This window comes from Wolbachia endosymbiont of Armadillidium arcangelii, assembly GCF_040207875.1.
Taxonomy (GTDB): Bacteria; Pseudomonadota; Alphaproteobacteria; order Rickettsiales; family Anaplasmataceae; genus Wolbachia.
Window position 1 is genome coordinate 145,806 of record NZ_CP157942.1, and the last position, 23,625, is coordinate 169,430.

The 23,625-nt window shown below is 35.3% G+C and carries 17 protein-coding genes and 4 pseudogenes; 17 read left to right on the forward strand and 4 right to left on the reverse strand.

Annotation, left to right across the window (positions count from 1 at the left end):
* The first annotated feature begins 157 nt into the window (after positions 1 to 157).
* The 15 genes and pseudogenes from ABLO99_RS00770 (at position 158) to ABLO99_RS00840 (ending at position 14,953) form a co-directional block, all read left to right on the forward strand.
* Positions 158 to 841 (forward strand): hypothetical protein, encoded by a 684-nt coding sequence (locus tag ABLO99_RS00770; RefSeq protein ID WP_349967798.1) that lies wholly within the window; start codon positions 158 to 160, stop codon positions 839 to 841.
* A 6-nt stretch (positions 842 to 847) separates the two neighbouring features.
* Positions 848 to 2,780 (forward strand): annotated as a pseudogene (locus tag ABLO99_RS00775) (DUF4815 domain-containing protein).
* Between the two features lie 4 nt (positions 2,781 to 2,784).
* Positions 2,785 to 3,964 (forward strand): annotated as a pseudogene (locus ABLO99_RS00780) (hypothetical protein).
* Between the two features lie 2 nt (positions 3,965 to 3,966).
* On the forward strand, positions 3,967 to 4,152 hold the full coding sequence (locus ABLO99_RS00785; protein ID WP_349966935.1) for a hypothetical protein: 186 nt from the start codon (positions 3,967 to 3,969) through the stop codon (positions 4,150 to 4,152).
* Complete coding sequence (locus ABLO99_RS00790) at positions 4,149 to 5,570, forward strand: hypothetical protein (RefSeq protein ID WP_349967800.1); 1,422 nt, start codon at positions 4,149 to 4,151, stop codon at positions 5,568 to 5,570. The genes ABLO99_RS00785 and ABLO99_RS00790 overlap by 4 nt, the downstream gene beginning before the upstream one ends.
* Before the next feature lie 23 nt (positions 5,571 to 5,593).
* Positions 5,594 to 6,157, forward strand: coding sequence for a hypothetical protein (locus ABLO99_RS00795; RefSeq protein ID WP_349967801.1), 564 nt, complete (start codon positions 5,594 to 5,596; stop codon positions 6,155 to 6,157).
* Positions 6,158 to 6,190: 33 nt separating this feature from the next.
* Positions 6,191 to 7,378, forward strand: coding sequence for a phage tail sheath subtilisin-like domain-containing protein (locus ABLO99_RS00800; protein WP_349967802.1), 1,188 nt, complete (start codon positions 6,191 to 6,193; stop codon positions 7,376 to 7,378).
* 490 nt (positions 7,379 to 7,868) lie between these two features.
* Positions 7,869 to 9,569: a group II intron reverse transcriptase/maturase gene (gene ltrA / locus ABLO99_RS00805; protein ID WP_349967804.1), complete on the forward strand. Its 1,701-nt coding sequence runs from the start codon at positions 7,869 to 7,871 to the stop codon at positions 9,567 to 9,569.
* A gap of 121 nt (positions 9,570 to 9,690) precedes the next feature.
* Positions 9,691 to 10,197, forward strand: a complete 507-nt coding sequence (locus tag ABLO99_RS00810) for a phage major tail tube protein (RefSeq protein ID WP_349967805.1) — start codon at positions 9,691 to 9,693, stop codon at positions 10,195 to 10,197.
* A 95-nt stretch (positions 10,198 to 10,292) separates the two neighbouring features.
* Positions 10,293 to 11,168 carry an Rpn family recombination-promoting nuclease/putative transposase gene (locus ABLO99_RS00815; protein WP_349967806.1) on the forward strand — a complete coding sequence of 292 codons (876 nt, stop codon included), beginning with the start codon at positions 10,293 to 10,295 and terminating at the stop codon, positions 11,166 to 11,168.
* Positions 11,169 to 11,301: 133 nt separating this feature from the next.
* Positions 11,302 to 11,559 (forward strand): phage tail assembly protein, encoded by a 258-nt coding sequence (locus ABLO99_RS00820; RefSeq protein WP_349968542.1) that lies wholly within the window; start codon positions 11,302 to 11,304, stop codon positions 11,557 to 11,559.
* Positions 11,560 to 11,668: 109 nt separating this feature from the next.
* Positions 11,669 to 13,978: a phage tail tape measure protein gene (locus ABLO99_RS00825; RefSeq protein ID WP_349967808.1), complete on the forward strand. Its 2,310-nt coding sequence runs from the start codon at positions 11,669 to 11,671 to the stop codon at positions 13,976 to 13,978.
* A 1-nt stretch (position 13,979) separates the two neighbouring features.
* A complete protein-coding gene (locus ABLO99_RS00830) occupies positions 13,980 to 14,327 on the forward strand; it encodes a phage tail protein (protein ID WP_349966949.1) in 348 nt (115 codons plus the stop codon).
* Complete coding sequence (locus tag ABLO99_RS00835; protein WP_208571687.1) at positions 14,324 to 14,533, forward strand: tail protein X; 210 nt, start codon at positions 14,324 to 14,326, stop codon at positions 14,531 to 14,533. The genes ABLO99_RS00830 and ABLO99_RS00835 overlap by 4 nt, the downstream gene beginning before the upstream one ends.
* On the forward strand, positions 14,534 to 14,953 hold the full coding sequence (locus ABLO99_RS00840) for a hypothetical protein (protein ID WP_349967811.1): 420 nt from the start codon (positions 14,534 to 14,536) through the stop codon (positions 14,951 to 14,953).
* 18 nt (positions 14,954 to 14,971) lie between these two features.
* Here ABLO99_RS00840 and ABLO99_RS00845 read toward each other — a convergent pair whose 3' ends face one another.
* From ABLO99_RS00845 to mutL, 3 genes and pseudogenes are all read right to left on the reverse strand, one after another.
* On the reverse strand, positions 14,972 to 15,628 hold the full coding sequence (locus ABLO99_RS00845; RefSeq protein ID WP_349966961.1) for a RadC family protein: 657 nt from the start codon (positions 15,626 to 15,628) through the stop codon (positions 14,972 to 14,974).
* A gap of 170 nt (positions 15,629 to 15,798) precedes the next feature.
* Positions 15,799 to 16,717 (reverse strand): annotated as a pseudogene (locus ABLO99_RS00850) (helix-turn-helix domain-containing protein).
* 68 nt (positions 16,718 to 16,785) lie between these two features.
* Positions 16,786 to 18,612 carry a DNA mismatch repair endonuclease MutL gene (gene mutL, locus ABLO99_RS00855; RefSeq protein ID WP_349967814.1) on the reverse strand — a complete coding sequence of 609 codons (1,827 nt, stop codon included), beginning with the start codon at positions 18,610 to 18,612 and terminating at the stop codon, positions 16,786 to 16,788.
* Between the two features lie 205 nt (positions 18,613 to 18,817).
* Here mutL and ABLO99_RS00860 point away from each other — a divergent pair, with 205 nt between their 5' ends.
* Positions 18,818 to 19,699, forward strand: coding sequence for an Rpn family recombination-promoting nuclease/putative transposase (locus ABLO99_RS00860; RefSeq protein WP_349967816.1), 882 nt, complete (start codon positions 18,818 to 18,820; stop codon positions 19,697 to 19,699).
* Between the two features lie 12 nt (positions 19,700 to 19,711).
* A pseudogene (locus ABLO99_RS00865) lies at positions 19,712 to 20,251 on the forward strand (pyrimidine dimer DNA glycosylase/endonuclease V).
* Positions 20,252 to 21,027: 776 nt separating this feature from the next.
* Here ABLO99_RS00865 and ABLO99_RS00870 read toward each other — a convergent pair.
* Positions 21,028 to 23,331, reverse strand: a complete 2,304-nt coding sequence (locus tag ABLO99_RS00870; RefSeq protein WP_349967819.1) for a hypothetical protein — start codon at positions 23,329 to 23,331, stop codon at positions 21,028 to 21,030.
* Between the last annotated feature and the right edge of the window lie 294 nt (positions 23,332 to 23,625).

A 23,625-nucleotide genomic window follows, 5' to 3' on the forward strand; every position in this document is an offset into this window, starting at 1 on the left:
TAGATTAAAGATTAGTCAATAAAAACTTATTATAAAAAAAAGAATTGCAAAAAAAAGTGAACACATTTCTGAAAAAAGTTGAACTTATATATATAAGGGGGCTTGAGTTAACAATTGGTATTTGAAGCAATTGCTTTGCTATGAAATAAGGTAATTAATGTCAATACTCACACAATCAGGTCGAGCAGCAATAGCCGCAAGTATAAAAGAGCAATCTCTACATCTTGCTTGGGGAAGTGGTGATGGAAGCTATGGAAGTAGCCATAAAGTAGAAAAAACTTTCGTTAAGGGTGAAATAAAACTTGATCATCAACCTATTAAAGATGTGAAGGTTGTTACAGGACAAACAATGCATCAGCCAAGTGTTGACTATACAGTTGATAGCAGTACTGGTGTAATTAAACGTACGGAAAATAGCTCCATTGCGGCAGGTAGTACAGTTACCATAGAGTATACTGAAAGCACACCACCAGAGCTGATAACTTCTGAAAAGCTGCTCAATGAACTTGGCAGACGTACTGCGGATGAAGTGCTTTTCTGCACAGGTGATGAAAACGGCGAACTTGTAACTCCTTCTGGAAGGTTTAGGCCCTCAAATGTACCAACTAATAATCTCTATCTTAAATTTACTTTCGATTTCACGGACGCAGCAAATCAAGTGATAAGGGAATTAGGGGTTATGGTTGGTACTAAAATAAAAGAAGGATTACCTGAAGGACAGAGATATTTTGAACCACAAGATATAGAAGATCCTGGAATTTTATTGGTCCTTGAGCATACAGTGCCGCTTATCAGAACTGCTGCCACCCGGGAAACTTTTTCATTTGTTGTAACCTTTTAGAATAAAATGACTTTAAACGCCTATTATAACCGCTTTAATCCTGACAAAGAGTACGAAAAGTTTGTTCCTTGCAGGAAGAGGTCTACAGTCTGCAGAATTAAATGAGACTCAGGAGTATGCTCTTTCTAAGCTTAAAGGCATAGGTGATGCAATATTTCGTGATGGTGATGTTATAACGGGAAGCAATTGTATTATAGATGCAAAAACTGGTAAAGCTACACTTGAGGGAGGAAAAATCTATCTGCGCGGTGCAGTTAGAAAAGTTGAAAAAGAAGAATTTGTTATTCCACTGAGTACCACAGTTCGCATAGGTGTTTATTATGTAGAATCTACGATTACAGAACTTGAGGATGAAAACCTTCGTGATCCTGCTGTTGGTACAAGAAACTATCAGGAAGTAGGAGCTGCAAGGCTTAAAGTTTCCACCATTTGGGGTTATCAAGCAGAAGGTCTTTCTCCACGTTTTTCTGAAGGAGAGTTTTATCCAATCTATAACATTGAAAATGGAGTATTAATAGAACATTCACCACCTCCACAAGCAAACATAGTAACTACTGCTCTTGCTAGTTATGACAAAGAAGCAAATGGTTCCTACGTCGTAAATGGTCTTGAAGTAATGTTCCTGCAAAAGGAAGAGGGAGAAGGAGGAAAAAAAATATTTGTGATTAATGAGGGCAAAGCTCATGTTGATGGCTATGAGATTGAACTTCCTCACAGTATTCGTGTTTCTTTTGATGAAGATCCGGATATAAAATCAGTTGAATCAGAACCACATACTTTTCAGCCAAATAGCCAAAGAGTAATGGAACTGAAGGTTAATGATTTTCCAATAAGTGAAATTAAAAAAGTAGATATAACTGTTCAAAAAACCATTACCATTACTCATGGTTCATATTCAGGAGCTGTTGATCCGATACCTGACTCTGCAGTACTTGAGATTATTCAAGTTAAACAAGGCAATGTTATTTATGAAAATAGTATAGATTACAAACTAAACGCAGGAAACGTTGATTGGTCATTACCTGGTAAAGAACCAGCTCCTGGAAGTAGTTACCTGATAACCTATCGCTGCCGCACTCATATAAGCCCTGAAGATATAAGCGAAGAGGGATGTAAAGTAAAAGGAGCAGTTGATAACAGCTTGGTTCTGATTGATTACACCTGGAAAATGCCACGCTATGATTTAATTACTATCGATAGCAAAGGAGCAGTAAGGAGAATAAAAGGTATAGCTCACCCTTGGCGACCATCAATGCCTAAAGCACCTAGCGGACAACTTTTGCTCTGCTACATTCATCAGACATGGAAAAACGGAGAAAAAGAAGGGGTAAAAATAGTGAATAATGCTATTCATGCTGTACCGATGAATGAGCTTGAAGCAATGAAAAAAGGAATAAATGATCTTTATGCGCTGGTTGCAGAGGAACGTCTACGCAGTGATGCAAATTCAAGAGAACCTACCACCAAAAAAGGAGTATTTGTTGATTCATTCTTTGATGATGATATGCGCGATCAAGGAATTTCGCAGTCTGCAGCGATAGTAAACAAGGAATTAATTTTACCGATAGAAGTAGAAATTATTGATGTTGAAAGAGGTAAAGAACCTTATTTATTGCCGTATGAACTTGAGCCAGTGCTTGAGCAGCTTTTACAGACTAAAGGAGAAAAGATTAATCCATATCAAGCTTTTGACCCAGTACCGGTTCAAATTACTCTAAATAAAAACATTGATCACTGGACGGAGGTTACCACGAATTGGAAAAGTCCAATAACCAGGGTATTTAATGTTAAAGAAACAACAGAATTGCTGTCAAGTACTTCATACGAAGCTGAATTTATGAGAGAAGCAGTACAGAATTTTGAAATTGAAGGTTTTGAGCCAAGTGAGAAGCTTAAGGAGGTGAAGTTCGATGGTATCGTCATTCAGCCTACTGCATAAAAACATGCTCACAGCTAACAATCAGGGAAAATTACAGGGAAAGGTGAAAGTACCAGCAAATATTCCAGCAGGTACCAAATTAGTACAGTTTTATGGGGATAAAGGAAGCTATGGAGAGGCAACTTATACTGGTAAAAAAACAATTACCATAGAGGAAAGAAGAAGAGTTATCGCAGCAAGACGAGTTAGCGCAAACATTTACGCTAAATGAAAGTAGGCACATAGTAGGCGTGGAGCTATGGTTTGTAAATAAAGGCAAAAAACGTGTTGTTGTACAGATTAGAGAAACAGCAGTGGGAATGCCCTCGCAGACTGTCATTGCTGAAAGTTATATTGAGCCAAAAAATATAAAGATAGATGGCACAGCAACACGTATAGAATGGTCGCCAGTGTTTTGCCATGGAGGGCAGGAATATGCGATAGTTTTACTTACCGATGACGGGGAAAATGCGGTCAAAGTAGCAGAACTTGGCAAATACGATGCAGTAAACAGCCGTTGGGTAACCAGTCAGCCTTATCAAGTAGGAGTACTACTTTCATCGAGCAATGCAAGTACTTGGACTCCACATCAAAATTTAGATTTAACGTTTCGACTACTAGCTGCAAAATTTAGCGAAAATTCTCACGTTGTTGATCTGGGCAAAGTTACAGCAAACAATACTTCAGATTTAATTGTTTTGACGAACGTCGAAAAAGTAGCATTTGATACCAATGTGGAATTTGTTTTAACAGATGAAGAGGGAAGAGAAAACTTTTTGTCTGATAATTTGCCGCTTGCACTGCGTGAAAGATTATCTGGAGAGCTAACGGTAAAAGCAAGCCTAAAAGGAGGGCAAGAAAAAAGTCCAGTGTTATATCCTGGGTTACAGCTAGTTCTGGGAAATATAAGGGAAGAAGGAGATTATGTCACCAGGAGCATTACCGCCGGCTCTAACACTAAGATAACAATTACCTACGATGCATTGATACCCGGTACTGCAGACGTTAAAACTTATGTAGAGAAAAACGTGGGAGAATGGCAATTAGTAAATTTAACAACGGGAAAACCAATAGGAGACAACTGGGTGGAAAGAACTCACGTGCTATCAAATTTTAATGGTAATGAGACAAGGGTAAAATTAGTGCTTAGCGGAACGGTTGTTTATCGTCCAAGAGTGAAAAATTTAAGAGTGATTGTAACATAGAAATGCCAAATGATGAAACTAAACGAGGATATCCTTTGCCGCATCCAGAGAACATTGCTGCTCAAGATGTAGTACGTATACGCAGAGCCATAGAAAAGATAGATGAAGATATGAGTGAAAGAGAAGAGGAACTTAAAAATAATTTTGAACGATTTAGATTTGAAACTTTTTTGAATTTTTGGGAATGAAAGAAGCAATATACCAAAGGATAAAGGATTTAGCAGCAAGTAGCACACCTTATCAATTGGCATATCTTGCAAAATCGCTGGAATTGATAGCAGATAAAAAAGCTATTTCCAACGTTGTACAAATGACCACAATAAAAGAAATAATTGATGCACTACAAGGAAGACTTAAGGATTTAGCAGCAAATAGTACACCAGATCAACTAGCATATCTTGCTAAAGCATTGGAATTGATAGTCGACAAAAGTGCAGTGTCTGAAATTGTGCAGATGACTGATGGTAAGCTAAAAGAACTTCTTGATAGTGCAAAAAAACACTTAACTGATCTGGATAATAAAAAAGCTAGTTCTTTAGCAGTGATCTCTGAATCAGAGAAGCAGTTATTAAAGAGAATTGATGAAAAAGGAACAACAAATTTATCACTACTTGATACGAGAAAGAATGTCAATATTGCAGCAATAAATAGTATTAGCAACAGTCATAAAGATGGTCTTAAAGGTTTAGTAGAAGATTTTCGTGCTGTTAATAATGTACCATCTGGCTCATCAATTATTAGGGAAATAGAAACTCGTGATAACCAATTAAAAACATCCCTTACAAACGAGATAAAAACTAGAGATGATGAGCTGAAAGTGTCGCTTACACAAGAAATAAGAAAGCGCAACATGGTTGAACCTGGAGCATTACCTTTCTTATTTGGTGTACTTGGCAGAAAAAATAATTATTTTGGCCGCGGAACTTTTATGACAGAGCTTGGAAAGTGGAGTAGTGATATAACAAAAACCGACTACATGTTGCAACTACTTGCAGGTAGCCATACATACGATACAGATTACGTTAGTTTTTATCGGCCAAGACAACTCAGTTTTATAGAGGGAAATAAAGGAACATTTATTTACGGAGAGTTATACACAAACAGTTTTTCGAGTAGTCATGATTCAATATATTACTATCCATATGCTGCACTGGGAGTAATGTTTGTAAAAAATACCACAAGTAGTGATATAACAAGAACATTAAACTTTGTTGGTACATCTTATTGGAGTTCAGGATACGAAGGAGCAGGAGCATTTGTGGGAACACCTGATAATACCAATAAATCGAGGATTTCAAAAATAACATGGAAAAATGTTTACCAATACACGAGTTCGAGTAGCAGATTTGCTGGATCTGGAAATGTAGAAATTCCAGCAGGAAAAACAGTTGCAGTGTTACTGTATACATCATCTTATCTAGATAGCAGAGGAAAAGTTAGTGAAGGTATGCTTTCAGGTAATGTGTATATCTATAGCCAATTTATCCAGTGGGGAATATGTAACATACGTAGTAATTTTCTGACCACAGAACTTGAGGTAGATGTAGAGAGAACACTAAGAGCTTGGCAATGTCCTGGGTTATCTAGCACACATGAGATTTGGTAGTAAATCAAATAGGGAGAAAAACTGTGAGCATTTACATACGTTTTGAAAATAACAAACAAGTAGAAACAACAACGCTTAAAAATAAACCAGAGGGTGAAAATTGGTATGAAGCGCCAAAGAATTTTAATTGGCAAAAGAGTTATTGTTTAACAGAAGGAGAGAAAATTGTTGAAAGGAATAAGGAAGATATTGAGCTGGAATTATTGCAAAATGCGAAGTTTTCTGCACTTTCTAATCTTCGTGCTTATTATGATAACTATACTAACCAATACACAGGACATTCTCATCAGAAGTCTAAGTCGTATCAAATACAAGCAAAAGCCGCAGAAAACATTTTAGCAGCGCCAGAATCTATAAATAAGAAAGATGCAGAAATTATAGAGCCTTTAGCAAAAGTACGAGGAATTTCAATAGTTGAAATGGCTAAACTAATCCAGGACAAAGTAGAAAGAGCGAAAAAAGCAATAATCAAATGTGAAGAATTGGTGGATATAGCTGAAAGGGAAATCGGTGAAGCTAAAAGTAAAGAAGAGCTGCAAACTTTGCTAGATGATTGTAAACAAAAAATGCAAAACCTAGAAAGTTAAATTCTTTTCAAAAATCAGCGTACAAGGAAAAAAATGCCAGAACAATTTTTACATGGTGTAAATGTTATTGAGGTAACCTCAGGGGCCAAGGTAGTACGCACAGCTAAATCATCAGTGATAGGTGTAATTGGTACTGCACCTGAAGCTGATGAGCAAAAATTTCCACTGAATAAACCAGTACTAATAGCAGGAAGCTTAAAAGAAGCAGCAAAACTTGGAAAGAGTGGCAGTTTACCTTCTGCAATAAACGGAATATTTTCCCAAATTGGTGCAACAATAGTAGTAATTAGAGTTGAAGAAAGTGAAAACAGCGATCCAAAGCTCAAAGAAAGTGAAACTATTCAAAATATAATTGGTGGAGTTGACGAAGAAACTGGAGAATATCAGGGAATTGAGGCATTTCTCAGTAGTGAAAGTATAGTTCATGTGCTACCTAGAATACTAATTGCACCTCAGTTTACTCATCAATTGCCTGAATCTAAAAACCCAGTAGTAGCAGCTTTGATGGGAGTAGCAGAAAAGCTGAGGAGCATAATAGTAGCAGATGGACCAAATACCAATGATGAAGAAGCAATCAAGTGGAGAAAAGGTGTAGGCAGCTCAAGAGTTTACATCGTTGATCCTTGGGTTAAGGTATTTACTGAAGGAAAAGAAGAAATTTTGCCTCCAAGTTCATTTGTAGCTGGTTTAATAGCGAAAGTAGATAGCGAACAAGGATTCTGGCACTCGCCTTCAAATAAAGAGATAAATGGTATTGTTGGAACAAGCAGGCCTATTGATTCTACGCTCGGTAATACAAATTGTAGAGCAAACCATTTAAATGAAAATGAAGTAACAACGATAATTCATCAAAATGGCTATAGGCTTTGGGGAAATAGAACATGTTCAAATGACTCAAAATGGGCTTTTTTGTCAGTGAGGCGTACTGCAGATTTAATTAACGATAGTTTACTTCGAGCTCATTTATGGGCAGTTGATCGCAATATCACAAAAACTTATATAGATGATGTGGTTGAGGGGGTGAATTCTTATCTAGCAAGTTTAAAGGCACAAGGGGCGATTATTAGCGGAAAATGTTATGCAACACCAGAACTCAATACACCAGCAAACATTGCAAGCGGGAAAGTGTATTTTGACTTCGAGTTTACACCACCATATCCAGCAGAACAGATTACTTTTAGGTCACACCTGGTGAGTGGTGGTACGATCCATGAGTCATGAAATCGTGATGATTAAATTCCATCCGCTATAACGTCTGACTGAAATCATAGTCCACATTCTGGAGAATTGGCAACTTTTTAGAATGCAAGTATGGACTAAAAGGAGGTAATATTGAACCTTACAATAAATCCCTTCGAGAAGAGTTAGATATGGTTACGAGAGGAACTTATGCTTGAACTGTCGTGAATGAGAATATGCGGAGTAAGGTTGATACGCATAGACCAAAAGGTATGGAGAAAATGGATGATTAGAATCGCTGTGTCTGATCAAGACGTTTCCAATCTCTCGGCAGAGAGTAAGAACCTAAGTCTAACATGAAACGGTTTTATGGAACGGAGTAACCACACAGAATCTTTTATTATTCTGAATAAGGGTAATAAACAGGTAGCCAGCCGTAAGTTTTTGTGTGGAGGGATTGTCTAAGAAGCTAATGCCTAAAGTAATATTTAGGATATGCAGACGTAGACACTGTAATTTGGAAGGTAAAGTTGTGAATAGTAGTGAATATGTTATGAGCCAACAAAATGTTAGGTATGAATGGAATGAAACTCCCTGGCGAAAGCTGGAGAAATCTTCATTTAAGCTACAAAAACGAATTTACCGAGCTTCTAAATGTAATGACATCAAAAAGATGCATAATCTTCAGAGATTATTACTTAAATCAACAAGTGCAAGAATGCTTGCTGTTAGGAGGGTAACACAGGATAATAGAGGAAAAAAGACAGCAGGTATTGACGGAAAGGCTAGTCTCAACCAAAAAGAAAGAATGCAATTAGCATACTCTATGGATTTAAGAGAAAAAGCAAAACCATCAAGACGAATCTGGATCCCAAAACCTGGTAAGCCATTGGAGCGTCGCCCACTTGGTATTCCCACTATATCGTGCAGAGCGAAACAAACACTTGTAAAAATGGCGTTGGAACCTGAATGGGAAGCAAAATTTGAGCCGAACACGTATGGTTTTAGACCTGGTAGATCATGCCATGATGCAATAGGAGCGATATTTAATGCCATTAAGCAGAAAACGGCATTTATCTTAGATGCTGATATTTCTGGTTGCTTTGATAATATTGAACATAATGCACTGCTGAAGAAACTCAATACCACTCCAAGTTTAACAAGAATAATAAGAGGATGGTTAAAAGCAGGAGTTATGGAAAATAACGAATTCCAACCCACTAAGCGTGGTACAATCCAAGGGGGTACAATTTCACCATTACTTGCATGTATAGCATTACACGGAGTGGAACAACATATTAGAAAGGAACTTAAGGGCGATCTTTTTCAATATGCGAAAAAGAAAGGTAGAGCAATGGCACATAGAGATGCACAAAAAATTATGAGTGTGGTTTTCTATGCCGACGACTTTGTCATCATACATGAAAGTGAAGAAATTATAATGAAGGCAAAAATCCTAGTTGAGGAATGGTTAAAAATCATTGGGCTAGAATTAAAACCTTCAAAAACAAGAGTTTCTCACACGATTAAACCTTTAAACGGATTAAAGCCAGGTTTTGATTTTCTTGGATTTACGATACGACAGTATCCAAAAAGAAATAAGAGAACATATAAATTACTAATTAAACCAAGTCGTAATTCTGTGAAACAGCATACATTACTTATTAAACATAAGATGAGAGAAATGCGTGGAGCACCTCAAGAAGCTGTAATAAGAGACCTAAACCCAATCATTAGGGGATGGTGTCAATATTACATTGCAGTAGTTTCAAGCAAAATATTTCATTCGGTGGATAATATAATGTTTAGAAAACTTTGGAAATGGGCAGTCTACAGACATCGTTACAAGGGAAGACGCTGGATAAAGAAAAAACACTTTAGAAAGTATAACAACGACAACTGGAGGTTTATGACAAATAATGGAATGCATCTTATCAAACATGGAGATCATGCTATTAAAAGGTATATCAAAGTGTTTGGAGCCAAATCTCCATATGATGGGGATTGGACATATTGGGGAAATCGTTTAAGTAAAATACCTGGTAAATCACCATTAGTAATAAAACTTTTGAAGTTGCAACAAAGAAAGTGTGAATATTGTCAGCTTCAGTTTAAAAATGATGATATTCTAGAGGTACATCATAAAGACAAAAATAGGTGCAATAATATGATCAAAAACTTATCCTTGCTGCGTGGGCATTGCCATGATTCCTTACATAAGAAGTGTGTATGACAGACACCAAATTAGAGAGAAGCCGGATGTGGTGAAAGCTGCAAGTCCGGTTTTGAAGTCGAGGAGAGAAGGGCGACTTTCTCTCCTTAGATAACCAATATTGTAAAAAGGAGAAAGAGAAATGCTACCAAAGATTTTAAAGAATTTTAACATATTTGTTGATGGTCGTGGTTATGTAGGAAAAATAGATGAAATTACCCTACCAAAACTTACCATAAAAACAGAAGAGTATCGTGCTGGTGGTATGGATATTCCAATAAATATTGATATGGGCATGGAGAAATTAGAAGCAGACTTTACTTTTTCTGAATACGATACAGAACTCTTTCGGCTATTTGGCTTGATAAATGGAAACTCGGTTTCTTTAACGCTTCGTGGAGGAATGCAAGGAAGTGGAAGTAATGATATTGAAGGAGTAATTATCAACCTTAGGGGCATATTCAAAGAATTTGATTTTGGTAGCTGGAAACCTGCTGAAAAAGCAACGCTGAAGTGTACTGTAGCTGCTCATTACTATAAACTTACTATAGGTGGTAATGAATTAATAGAAATCGATGCTGAAAATATGATTAGAAAGATAAATGGTGTTGATCAAATGGCCTTGCTGCAAACGGTTTTAGGGATTTAATGGAATAGATGGATGCATTTTCATACAGCCACTTTTTTATTGAAAAATTACTAATAATGCTGTATAATTATTAATATTTTTTAGGCATTTGTGCTATGGCTTTATCTAAATTTCTCGACCCTAAGAATGATGTAGCATTCCGCCGTATCTTTGGTACAGAAAAGAATAAAGATATCCTCATTCACTTTCTAAATGATATTTTGAGCTTTACTGGCAAAAATGCAATACAGGATATAGAGTTTTTAAGTACTATTCAAGATCCTGATATCGCATCTAAAAAGCAAAGCATTGTTGATGTGCTATGTAGAGATTCAACAGGAGTGCAATGGATAATTGAGATGCAGGTCGCTAAAACCAAAGGCTTTGAAAAACGTGCCCAATACTACGCAGCTAAAGCTTACTCAAGACAAGCTGACAAGGGCGATCAATACCATGACCTTAAGGAAATTATCTTTATTGCTATAGCAGATTGTATACTATTTCCTGATAAGTCTGAGTATAAATCAAAACACACCATTCGGGATGAAGATACTAATGAACATGATCTAAAAGATTTTTACTTTGTATTTATTGAACTGCCTAAATTTTCCAAAACTAAAGAAGATCAGCTTTTAAATATAGTTGAGAAGTGGGTGTATTTTTTTAAGTACGCTGATGAAACAAGTGAAGAAGAATTGGAAAGGATAACAGGAAGTGACGTAATAATCAAAAAAGCGTATGAAGAGCTAAACAGGTTTAACTGGTCAGAAAAAGAGTTTATAGCCTATGAACAGGAGACTAAGCGTATTCGTGATGAACAGGCCGTTCTTGCTCAAAAACTTGATGATGCCAAAAAAGAAGGAAAGATTGAAGGAAAGATTGAAGTTGCAAAAGCGATGTTGACTAATAATGTTGACATTAACACTATTGTCAAGTGTACAGGTCTTTCTGTCGATGAGGTTCAAGAATTAATTCAAGTTGAAGGGAAATAACCCCTACTATCATCTTTATATTGAGAAATTTAGTATGAAGGATCGTTAATCAAACACAAAAACTATAGTAACAAAAATTAGTTATGTAAAAGCCGATATGGACTTTTATTTAATTAACTTTTTCAGGAGAAGTATGCAAGCTATAACACTTAATAACCCAATAACAGTTGATGGAATTTCTGTCTCAGAACTTACCGTTAGACGTCCAAAAGTTAGAGACTATTTGGCAGTAGAGCGCATTAATGGTAGTGATTTGAGTAAGGAAGTAACTTTGACTGCCAATCTGACATCAGTTGCAAAAGAAGCGATTGAAGAGTTAGATATTGCTGATTATGTGAAAGTGCAGGAAGTATTAAAAGATTTTTTTTCACCAATTATTCAAAGGATTTAAGGTCAGAAGTAATCGAGCTCAGTTCTATTATTGGTAGTGGAATTGAGCCTTTGCTTGATATGGAAATTAATGAATTTATCCTATGGCATGAAGCAGCGAGGAAGGTACAATGTCAACGTTATCTATAAAAATAGGAGCAGCTTTAGATGGCAGTTTCAGTGCTGTAATAAAAGGCAGTAGTAGTCAACTTACTCGTCTTGGTGAGAATATAAGAAAGCTTGATTCATCTTTAAAATCAGTATCAAAGTTTAAGCAGTTGGGTAGTGATGTTTTAACTAGCAGAAGGTCATGGAAAGGTTTTGAGGATCAGGTAAAATCTTTAGCTAAACAAATGAAAGCAATAGAGAAACCAAGCAAAACTTTAAAAGCTGAGTTTGATAAAGCTAAGTTTTCTGCAACAAAAGCAAAAGAAGCATATTTGAAAAAGAGAGATGCTTTGCATTCATTTAATGAAGAAGTAAGGAAAAGTGGAAGAAATATTAAGTCATTAGTAAGTGATCAATATAAACTTGGTTCTTCTATTGAAGTGCTAAAAGGTAAGTATGGTAAGCTTGGGTCTGCAATACGTAGTCACCAAAGTTTTTTAGCAAGCAAAGCACATTTTAAGTCACAAATTATAGAGACTATTGGGCTAGGCCTTTCGCTTGCAGCTCCAGTTAAAGTTGCAATTGATTTTGAATCGGCTATGGCTGATGTTAAAAAAGTAGTTGATTTTGACGAAAAGACAAAGGAAGCTGATAAATTTGCCAAGAAGTTAAAAGAGATGTCACGTACTATACCATTATCTGCTGCAGAATTAGCACAAATAGCTGCAAGCGGTGGTCAACTTGGTATCAAGAAAGAAGATCTTTTTATGTTTACAGAAACAGTGGCAAAAATGTCTACAGCATTTGATATGTCTGCAGAACAAGCAGGAGATTCTATAGCTAAACTTTCTAACGTTTATGGAATTAATGTTAGTGAAATGGAACACGTTGGTAATGTGATCAACCACTTGTCAGATAACACTGCTGCTAAAGCAAAAGATATGGTTGAAGCTCTAGCAATAGTTGGTGGTACTGCAAAGCAGTTTGGATTAAAGTTTGAACAAACAAGTAGCTTAGTAAATGCTTTCATTAGTTTGGGCAAACAACCAGCAAAAGCTGCAACTGCTATAAATGCACTACTTTCAAAACTTCAAACTGCTGAAGGTCAAGGAAAAGAATTTAAGGAAGCACTAGAAGAAACGGGCATAGCCGCAGAAGAAATGGTACAAAGGATAAGTGAAAATGGGGAAAAAGCACTACTTTACTTTTTTCAAACTCTAAAGAAAATGGATAATCAGGAACGTTCTACAATCCTGATGAAACTTTTCGGTCAGGAATATCAAGATGATATTGCATTATTAGCTGGAAGTTTTAATAAGTATGAGGATGCAATAAAGTTATTGGCTAATACAGAAAAGTATGGAAGCTCTCTGCAAAAAGAATTCAAAAATCGTGCAGACACTACAGCCAATAAATTAAGACTCCTTCGCAATGCAATAGCTGAAGTTGGTATGAACCTGGGCTCGGTGATGCTGCCTACTTTAAAATTTATAGCTGAATTTTTACAAGAAAAAACTAGGAGCATAGCCTTATTTGCAGAAAAATATCCAACCTTAACTACAGCAATCATGGGAACTATAGCAGCTTTAATAAGTTTGAAAATCTTAGTAGTAGGCTTAGGTTATGGGTTTACTTTTTTAGCAAGTACAGTTCTCGGTTTAAGGGCAAAAATAATTGCAACATTTTCATTTTTATCAGCTACAGTTTTTCCTGCAGTAATAACAGGGCTAAGAGCAATAACGCTTGCTGTAATGAGTAATCCTATAGGGCTTTTAATTGCTGGACTTGTCACTGGTGCAGCACTTGTTATCACTCACTGGCAAAAAGTGAAGGAATTTTTTGCTAGTTTTTGGAAATCAATCATAAAACCGATAGGAGAGGCTTTTTCATGGATGGGAGATACAGTTAGTAGCGTATTTTGGAAAGTGTCAGAAAATAGTCCAATAAAAGAATTTGAGAAGAGAAAAACTGTTATTTCGTTAGTTGATGGAGAAGCTAGCAATTTACTTTCTAAAAATAGTATTTTTAATAATGGGAATCCTTTATCAAATAATAGTGTGATGAAAGGAATTTCTAAAAATAGCTGGAATAATGTTAAAATTAAACATGCTATCGCAGAAAAGAAATCTATAGTAGATGAGAAAAATCTAAAAGAGTACGTAAAAAGCAAATATGAAAATAAAACCTTTAACCAAACTCAACATAATTATTTCAACATAAGTGTACAAGCAGCACCAAATCAAGATGTTCGCAGCCTTGCTGATGAAGTAATAAAAAGGATAAGAGAAAAATCACGTGATGTTCTGTTTGATACCATAGACCCTGTTTATTAAAATGTTGTCTCTTGGCCCGTATAAATTTGCTCCAACAAGTTTAAAGTATAATAGGGAAAATCGTTGGAGCACAATTGAGTGTATTGAAAATATGCCACTATTACAAAATATCGGTCAAGGTATAGAAGATATAGATTTAGAAGGAACGATTTATCTACATAATCTCAATGGGCTAAATCAATTAAAGAATATGAAAGAAGCTGAAAAACCACATGTTTTAGTAGATAGTTTAGGTAATATTTTAGGACAGTTCGTAATTACCAGGTTAGAAGAAAAGCAGATGTATTTTTTACCTAGTGGACTACCAAGAAAAGTTGAATTTAGTTTGAGTTTGAAGAGCTATAGATGATTATATATTACTTAGCCAAAGAAGGAGAAATGCTAGATCTGATTTGCTGGAAACATTACGGATTTACGGATGGAGTAGTGGAATTAGTACTAGCAGAGAACTTAGGTTTGGCAGAATACGGAAGCTTTTTGCCTGCAGGATTAAAGATAAAGCTTCCTACTATTCAGAAACCAGTACAAAAGTCAAAATTAAAGGTCTGGGAATAAATGCAGCCAGATTTTATAATAGATAAATGTGAATCAATTAAAGATAGAGTCATATCATTGCGCCTTACAGATGAATCTGGGACAATAGACGATGTAGTTGAAGTACATGTTGATTACAGGGACGAAGACATAGATATTCCAAATGAATTAAATATTGCTCTAGGTTATAGAGAAACAGATGTGTTGCCAATGGGTGTATATACAGTTAATGAAATTACAGTGCAAAGTCCACCTAAAACCTTACTAATAAAGGCTCATGCAACAAATTTAAGACTCTCATTAAAAGAAAAAGTATCTAAAGAATGGCATCAAATTATTCTGATCTTTACTAGTCATATAAACCTCATATTAAAAATACTTTTTAAGTATACAAACCTTAATTTATACACTCTATTACTCAGCATAAATTGTAGTGAGTAAACTTGCAAATACTTTCTGCTATAACAATCCGTTTTCTCTAAAGCTAAAATAGCCCGCACTTGTAATGATAATATGATCAAATAATCTAACGCTTACAGTACTACATGCTGCTGCTAAGCTCTTTGTTACTTCTTGATCTTCTTCTGACGGTTCTAAACTTCCTCCAGGATGGTTATGTGACATTATTATTGATGTTGTATTTTTTATTAATGCCTTTCTTGTAATCTCCTTTATGTACACCGGTGCTTTTTCCATTTCACCAATATAGGATTCTTCTCCGATTAATTGGCGCCTTTTATTCAAATACAATATTTTTACACATTCCCTCTCTGCGTGACCTATACTTACGTTTAAGTACTCTACTAGCCCTTGTAAGTCCATTATTGGCTCACTTTTGAGCTTTTCTCTCAGTACCCTTTCTAGTGTTTCCTTAACACACATAATCATTGCCACTGCAGAATCAGTTACTCCTTCTATGACTTTCAGGTCATCCATTTCTCGACCTAAAATCCTTCCTACTCCTGTATAGGTATTCACCAGATTTTTAGCAATTTCTTGAGCTTGTGGCCTTTCATGTACTGCACTTAGAAACGTTTCCATTATTTCACGATCAAGTAGTGCTTTTCCTTTGCTTTCTAATATTCTGAATTCGATTTCTTCTTTACTTTTATTCATATAATTTACCCTTCACTAACAACAAACTTTTTAAATATTTACTGCTGTTTTTTTTATCAGCATTGGCATAAAGCCATAGCTTGCGAGTGAAGTCAAATCAATTTCTCAATCTTTTTTACTTATTTTTTCATGAATAGGTGAAGATATTAATATATACTGATTTTTTTATTTTAAACTTGTTGAATTTCGCTTAGAGAGATGACTACTGTTCGTAACACAATATCGATAGAAATTCCTTCTTTTACTAAGTCTTTTGCAATTTTCTGCTCTTTTCACTTTTTCTTCGCAAATCCGTATCTCTTCAAGCAGAGATTTTATTAGCGCATAGCGTAATTCTTGACTCTCAATTTTTTTGTATTCTTTTATCAAATTAGGTACTACTTTACTACCTTCATCTTCCTCTATTAGTAGATTTGTAATACTAATTGATAATGTTTCTGCTATCTCATATAATTTTTCCAGTGGAATAGCAGTCCTTCCTTGCTCATAATTGCTTATTTCGTCACGTGTTGTAGCCATTTTCTCTCCTAAATCTTTTTGAGTATACTCTCTCACTAGCCTCCATTCTTTTATCTTTTTCCCTATTTGGTAGTATATAGAACCAACTTTTTCTTCAACACATTCATCAGCAGAGAGACCTATTGTTTTTGCAACGACATCAACAGAAATTCCTTCTTTAACCAAACCCTTTGCAATTTTTACTTTCTCTGCTTTCCTACTACTTTTTTCACTGACTTGGACAAATTTGGTTAGCAAACAAAACATTCTACGTAACTCCTGATCATTAATCTTTTTATATTCTCTTACTAGATTTAATATCTCCTCTCCCTTATCTTCAAAACAGATTTTTTCATTTGATACAGGAATAAGATCCGTAATATTAATTGATAACACCTTTGCTATAGCGCACAACTTTTTAATCGAAATTTTTCGTGTTCCTTTTTCATATTGTAGTACTATTTGATACGTTACGCCGATTTTTTCCGCTAAATCCTTTTGAGTATAACCTCGCTTTAACCTCCAATTTCTTACTTCCTGTCCTATTACTTTGTAGTCTAAAAAGTTAGAGCAATTATTCTCTTTTTTCACATTTTATACTCTATAATTAAAAGAGCTATCACGTATACTTAATTGGTAACCTTTTTGACAAATTGAACTCATTTCCTTTCAAATAATTTTTCTATATCACTTAGTTTCATTTCTATGTAAGTTGGTCTTCCGTGATTGCATTGCCCAGCATACGGTGTTTCTTCCATTTGTCTCATCAACTCATTCATCTCCTCCAACTTCATTTCCCTTTCAGCTCTAATTGACCCATGGCACGCAATGGTAGCTAGTATCTTGTTTACTTTTTCTTCTATAGGTAGAGTATCTCCTATCTCCATCAATCTATCAATTATATTCATCACCATCTCTCTCACATTTATTGTTCCTAAAATTGCAGGTATTTCTTTCACCCTTACTTTATCTTCTGATTCTATTTTAATACCAAAACCCATTTCAAAAAGCTTATCTTTATACATTTCAACCATCTCCATTTCAGCTTGGTTTTTAACTTCAACTATTTCAGGAAGAAGAAGTTTTTGTCTTTTTATGCTTGATTTTTGCTTTAAGCACTCGTATATCAATCTCTCATGGGCTGCATGTTGGTCTACTATAATTAGCCTGTCTCCAGCCTCAGCAATAATGTAAGTATTGTAGACCTGACAGCGTGCATACCCTAAAGGATGATCCGCTATTAAATCAATTTGCTCTCTTTCTAGAACCATAACTCCTTTCTGTGGTGTAGATTTCTCTATACCTTCATACTTAAAACTTCCTGATAAGCTTTGCTTTCTTTCGTCTGGTGTGTTGAATTCTTTCATTAGACGATTTTCTAAAAGACTTGGTCTCTTCTCATAAAACTCTTTTTGATTTTTTTTCTCTTTACTATCAATCTGCTCTTGGCTTTTACTATCATTAAAAATCAGCTCCTCTTCAATACCTTGACCACTTGCTGCAAACCTCGTTGACAATGCTTTTATTATCCCTCTTCTCACTATTTCATATATTAACCTTTTATTCTGAAATCTTACTTCTGATTTATTTGGATGCACATTTACATCTACTTGGTCGTACGGTATTTCTAAGTGCAGTACTGCAAAAGGATACTTTCCACTTGGAATAAAATCTTGATACGCATATCGAATTGCACCAACAAGTAGGTTGTCTTTTATTGGCCTGCCATTAACAAACGTATAGACCTGAGTTGAATTGCCTAGATTGATAGTTGGTTTACAGATGTGTCCCGTAAGTTTGATGCCTTCCTCTTCCTCTTTTACTTCCAGCGAATTGCTCTGAAACTCTTCTTCTATTTCACATAATCTGTTAGATAATGAAGTTTGTTTAGCATATTTTAAGAGCTTTTTATTACCGGAAGTGAGATTAAACCCAATACTATAATTAATTATTGCTAAGTTATTTACAATATCAACTATAGCTTGTGTTTCTGCCCTCTCGGTTTTTAGAAATTTTAATCTATTTGGTGTGGCAAAAAATAAGTCACGAACTTCAATATATGTACCCTGCAATAAAGAACAAGGGATAACCTCTCCTACTTTTTCTCCTCCCTCATAACTTATAGACCATGCTTCCTTTGCTCCACTTGTCTTAGACGATAATTTCATTCTACTTACTGCTGCAATTGAAGGCAAAGCTTCTCCTCTAAACCCAAGGTGCTTGATTTCTATTAACTCACTATCGCTTAATTTTGAAGTAGCGTGGCGCATAAACGCAAGTTCCAAATCTTCCTTTTCTATTCCATTTCCATTATCTGTCACAGTTATAAGATTGCGCCCACCACTTTCTATTTTGATCTCTATTTCTGAACTTCCAGCATCTATTGCATTTTCTACTAATTCCTTTACTACACTCGCTGGCCTTTCTATTACTTCTCCTGCTGCTATACGATTTATAGTTTTTGTGTCTAAAAGAATTATTGCCATATCTCCAACTCTCAGTCTGATGAAGATATAGCTTTAATGTTAATAAAAATCAATCTCTATTAGGCATCTTCACTAATTTCAAAACAGAAATAATTGTAAAAAACCCAGGCCAAAATTTTATGGCAAGCTCTCCTGTAGTTTAATTTTAGTTGAATATTTCTTCACAATTGTGTATAATTATTAATGCTTTCTAGGTTAACTTGTCATGGCTCTTTCGAAGTTTCTTGATGCTCGCAATGATATAGCCTTTCGCCGTATCTTTGGTACCGAAAAAAATAAAGATATTCTTATTCACTTTCTTAATGATATACTAGGTCTTACCGATGACAATAAGATTAAAGATGTCTCCTTTCTCAGTCCCATTCAAGACCCTGTCATTGCCTCTCAAAAGCAAAGCATTGTTGATGTTCTCTGTGTTGATTCTACAGGGATAAAAACAATAATTGAGATGCAAGTCGCTAAAACTACTGGCTTTAAAAAACGTGCCCAATACTATGCCGCTAAGGCCTACTCAAGTCAAGCTGATGTAGGTGATCAGTATCATGATCTTAAAGGCGTTATCTTTATTGCCATTGCTGATTTTATCTTGTTTCCTAATAAGCTAGCTTATAAGTCTGATCATGTTACTTTTGATAAGATAACTTTTGAACATGATCTCAAAGACTTTAGTTTTACTTTTATAGAGTTACCTAAATTTAAAAAAAGAGAAGATCAATTAGAAAATATAATAGAGAAATGGTGTTATTTTTTTAAACATGCCGGTGAAACAAGTGAAGATGATCTAAAAAAAATAATAGGCAGTGATTTAATTATTGGCAGGGCTTATGATGAGCTGAACCAATATAATTGGAGTAAAGAAGAACGTCTTGCTTATGACCAAGCTAAGAAACGTACCGATGATTATTTATCTAGCCTTGAAGAAAAACTTCATGAAGGCATCCTCATCGGCCATGAAAAAGGTAGAGCAGAGGGTGAAAAGCAAGCTAAAATAGCAGTTGCAAAGAATCTACTTAAAGCAGGGGTTTCTATTGATGTTATAGCTCAAACTACTGGTCTTACGGCTGATGAAGTTAAAGGCCTAGGTTAATTCTATCTCTGGATGAATATCTTTGTATTAGACGAAAATCCTATAATTGCAGCACAAATGTTATGCGATAAGCATATAGTGAAAATGCCATTAGAAACTGCTCAATTACTTAGCAGTGTTTTTTCAATAGCATTAAAAGCGCCAAATCCTTTAGTCAGCATTACAGACCAAAATATAGAAGTTCCATATAAACTTACTCACAAAAACCATCCTTGCTCTTTATGGGCTAGACAGTCGAAAGGGAATTTTTATTGGTTGATAGGATATGGAAAAGAATTATGTAAAGAGTACACCTGGCGATACAAAAGAACGCATAAATCTGAAGAAGTTATAGATTGGTGTGATAATAATAAGGATTTGCTAATTTTTCAATCAGCTGATATATAAGCTTTTACACAAGCGTTACCTGATCGATATAAATGTAGTAATCCAATAGAAGCCTATAGAGAGTATTATCTAAAAGAAAAGATGAGGTTTGCCAAGTGGGAAAAAGGCAGAGAAGCACCAGATTGGTTGCTAAACAGAATACCACAGCTGATAAGCTACAAATAGAGAGCCTTTCTAATTTGCAAAGAGGAAGATACAACAAAAGCCAAAACCGGCTGTAGGGAAGTGTTAAGTAAACTGTTTCTAACGCGAATTCTCAATTAGATTTGAGGTAAATCATTAAAATCTCCACTCTTTTAACTAAGTCTGATCAAATTTTAAAATGGCAGTTTATTTAACACTCCCTTGAATACCTTACATTGTCAAACCATTGAAACTCTTCAATTTTACTGAATTGATGGTAATTTCAAGATATCTGCTGCTCAAATTTAGGTACATGCTAATTTCTCTATTGTAAACGCTTAAATTATAAACTATTTACTCTTTTTTTTATCCTAATCCATAATTCTGGTTATTAGTACTGCGACCCAGAGGTATCCTAACATCACTAACTTCAGAAGAGCAGAGTACTTTGATAATCTGGAATCTCAAAGGAAGGTCTCGATATTACCTCTTTTACAGCCTACCGAAAAGTTGAGTTCAGAACATAAAACTAATCCCTTAATACAACTACTTTGCTGTTCCCTCACTATCATGTACAGAGCTCAGAGAAATCCTGCTAATTTTTCTACTAAATTTGGTCTTTTCTTCATCTATATCTCCTTCTGCACCTAGAACTTTATTCGCCAATTCCCTATCCTCTAGATCACTAAGTAATGTTCTATATCACCGTCAGCAATTAATTTGCCGCACCGAGAGCTGATAGAACTTCTCATCTTTCCCTTTATCTCTTTTCACTAAATCTTTGGGGGAGTAAAACAATATATTTTTTTTCCAAACAGTTATAAACTAGGAGCCATAAAAACAGCTTCATGATCAACCATTTTTACAGTTTGATAAGGTTTAATATTACTAAGTATCGTACTTGCCTTATACGAACAATAACATCCCAATGTAAGGAAAGTTAATGCAGCCAAAGCAAGTCCAATAGATATTCCTAAATGAGACATCGTTAAACTTGTACCAATAGCAAATGCTCCAGATAATATAAGAGAAGCAGAGGCACAAATTATTTGCTTTCTACTCTGAGCGCTTGCTTCTGAGAATTGAGATTTTACTGCTGAACTTTGTTCAGGGACTTGAGATAGGTTACTAACCCTTTTACTATAACCTTGTGTTACATTAATATCCACAACCTCAGGGGCAACTTTTGACTCCATTTTAGCTTGGATTGATCTATCAATATTTTTCGGCTGTTCATTAGCTAGAATAAGCTCATTATGCAAATTTTCTCCAGAGCAAAAATGTGAGGCATCGATACTCAAGCTTTCTTCAATGCCTTCTAATCGTTTATTCTCTGCCTTTGATTGTTCTAAATTGCTTCGTAATATACTATTTTCTAATAGCAATTCCTCACATCGTCTCCCTTTTGCATCTATCTCTTGCTCCAGCTTTACTAATTTACTTTCATAGTCTTTACCTAATTCAGCTTTTCCTTCTGGTATATCTGCCTTCCCCACTTGTATACACGAATCTTTGGTTTCTCTTTTTGTCTCTTCTGCCCTTAGATACCTATAATCGTCTTCTAACCCACTTATTTTTTGCTGTAATTGTCTATTGTTCTCATTGAGGACATTTATAACCTCCTGTATCTTTTCTTTTTCATCAAATAGCAATTCCTTTTCTTCTTCTGCTGTAGCAAGCTTTTCCTTAAGTTTATCATTTTTGGCTAGAAAACCTTTATTCTCTTCTTCAAGTCTATCTACTTCTTTCTGTAACTCTTGAACCCTGTCGTCTAAAGATTTATTCATCTCTTTCAATACCTTCAATCCTGGTTCAATAGGCATGTTTTTAGAATCATTTTGCACTAATCTTTCACCAATATCTACGATAATTCCTTCTGTAACACCCATCAAACCTTTCACATATCTTTCAAGAACTATTACTTCTTCACTTAGTGCAGTATTACTCTGCTGTTCCGCGATTTCTTTGATTTTTATCAAACTATTCGCTACTAGCTCGACAGGCTCAACAATTCTATTTATGCCACTTACGCCCAACTCGTCACTCAGATTTGCATAATTGGTATAATCCTCACCGGTGGTAACCAGGTTAGATGGATTGGTAGGTTTAATCGGGGTACTCGTATTAACAGGAGCCTCAAATGGCACGAACAAATCACTTTGGCTACTCTCAATCGATTTACCTAGTGAAGGCATGTCATTACTACCGAGTGTTCTACTATCACTGGAGGCAACTTGCTTTTGTCTATAATTTGTAGAAGTTTCTGTTGGACTAGTACCACTTTTCTGATTTTCTCTACTGCTTTCATTCATAAAGCACTTCACCCCCATTACTGTTCTAACACTCTCTCTAAGTTCTTCTTTTTCGATTACGACATGAGATTCATTTTTTGCGCGGTTCATTTTGTCATACACTTGTTTACATTCTCCGTAAGATAATATTGGTTGTAACGTTTTCTTCTCTACTTCTTTATCGTAGAAGGTTCTCAGCTCATCATTTGATAATATTGTTATAGCGTCTCCTACTTCACAATGCAACTTAAAATGCTTACTTCTTGATGAATTAATATGATCTAGCAGAAAAATCTTAACACGGTGTTTCTTGTATTCTGCAAGCTCTTCGAGTGTAATTCCCATAGCTTTTTCTTGTAATTCTATATACCCCAAAGCTTGTTCAAAATCTTCTCTATTAGAGGTTAGAGTTCTATTTTCTCTGAGCCTTTTATTGGCACGCCTTTTTGTATGTATATCACTAACTTCAACTACGTGTTCAGTACTATCAGAATCGATTTTATTTAACACAATACCGCGATTATCTTGATCTTTCAGGAAAGCTTTGAGCTGTTTTTTAAATTCCAGTAAATCACTTAATTTACTTTCAATAGTTTTAGACTTTTTGATTTGATCATTAACTTTCTTAGCTGCCTGATTATTTTCTTCATCAATCCGTACTTTCTTCTTACATTTACCAAATAGCTTGGCCCGTAGTTTTTTAAGTTTTCTATTATCACTACCAAGCATCTTGTCCGTTTGGCCTTGAAAATCTTCTTGCCCCTTGAACCCCAAAATGGTATAGAGACTTTCCTCAGCCTCCTGCTGATTGGGTTTTGTATTTACGACCATAATTTTACCTCTGCCATCAAGTGTATACATAACTGAAATAGGAAATTACCCAAAAACTAACATAGTCAAATCTAATACCAATCTCCCGGCTAATTCTACCAAAGCTTTTCTGGAAAGCAACATATTTGCTGATCATATCTGGATAATATTGATAAGATTATGTTAAAAATTGCATATAACTGGAGTTACTAGTTTCCAGACAACCTAATGGCAGTTATAAATTCCGTTAAATCAAAATTTCCAGAAAACACTCAATAATTTCATAAATATTCCTCCAGATTTGGTCAATGAGTT

What these genes read in the sequence shown, in the direction of transcription:
- ABLO99_RS00825 (WP_349967808.1), top strand. Translation starts at nt 11,669, where the DNA reads ATGTCAACGTTATCTATAAAAATAGGAGCAGCTTTAGATGGCAGTTTC.
- ABLO99_RS00810 (WP_349967805.1), top strand. Translation starts at nt 9,691, where the DNA reads ATGCTACCAAAGATTTTAAAGAATTTTAACATATTTGTTGATGGTCGT.
- ABLO99_RS00770 (WP_349967798.1), top strand. Translation starts at nt 158, where the DNA reads ATGTCAATACTCACACAATCAGGTCGAGCAGCAATAGCCGCAAGTATA.
- ABLO99_RS00835 (WP_208571687.1), top strand. Translation starts at nt 14,324, where the DNA reads ATGATTATATATTACTTAGCCAAAGAAGGAGAAATGCTAGATCTGATT.
- ABLO99_RS00790 (WP_349967800.1), top strand. Translation starts at nt 4,149, where the DNA reads ATGAAAGAAGCAATATACCAAAGGATAAAGGATTTAGCAGCAAGTAGC.
- mutL (WP_349967814.1), bottom strand. Translation starts at nt 18,612, where the DNA reads ATGGCAATAATTCTTTTAGACACAAAAACTATAAATCGTATAGCAGCA.
- ABLO99_RS00785 (WP_349966935.1), top strand. Translation starts at nt 3,967, where the DNA reads ATGCCAAATGATGAAACTAAACGAGGATATCCTTTGCCGCATCCAGAG.
- ABLO99_RS00860 (WP_349967816.1), top strand. Translation starts at nt 18,818, where the DNA reads ATGGCTCTTTCGAAGTTTCTTGATGCTCGCAATGATATAGCCTTTCGC.
- ABLO99_RS00840 (WP_349967811.1), top strand. Translation starts at nt 14,534, where the DNA reads ATGCAGCCAGATTTTATAATAGATAAATGTGAATCAATTAAAGATAGA.
- ABLO99_RS00815 (WP_349967806.1), top strand. Translation starts at nt 10,293, where the DNA reads ATGGCTTTATCTAAATTTCTCGACCCTAAGAATGATGTAGCATTCCGC.
- ABLO99_RS00870 (WP_349967819.1), bottom strand. Translation starts at nt 23,331, where the DNA reads ATGGTCGTAAATACAAAACCCAATCAGCAGGAGGCTGAGGAAAGTCTC.
- ABLO99_RS00800 (WP_349967802.1), top strand. Translation starts at nt 6,191, where the DNA reads ATGCCAGAACAATTTTTACATGGTGTAAATGTTATTGAGGTAACCTCA.
- ABLO99_RS00845 (WP_349966961.1), bottom strand. Translation starts at nt 15,628, where the DNA reads ATGAATAAAAGTAAAGAAGAAATCGAATTCAGAATATTAGAAAGCAAA.
- ABLO99_RS00830 (WP_349966949.1), top strand. Translation starts at nt 13,980, where the DNA reads ATGTTGTCTCTTGGCCCGTATAAATTTGCTCCAACAAGTTTAAAGTAT.
- ABLO99_RS00820 (WP_349968542.1), top strand. Translation starts at nt 11,302, where the DNA reads ATGCAAGCTATAACACTTAATAACCCAATAACAGTTGATGGAATTTCT.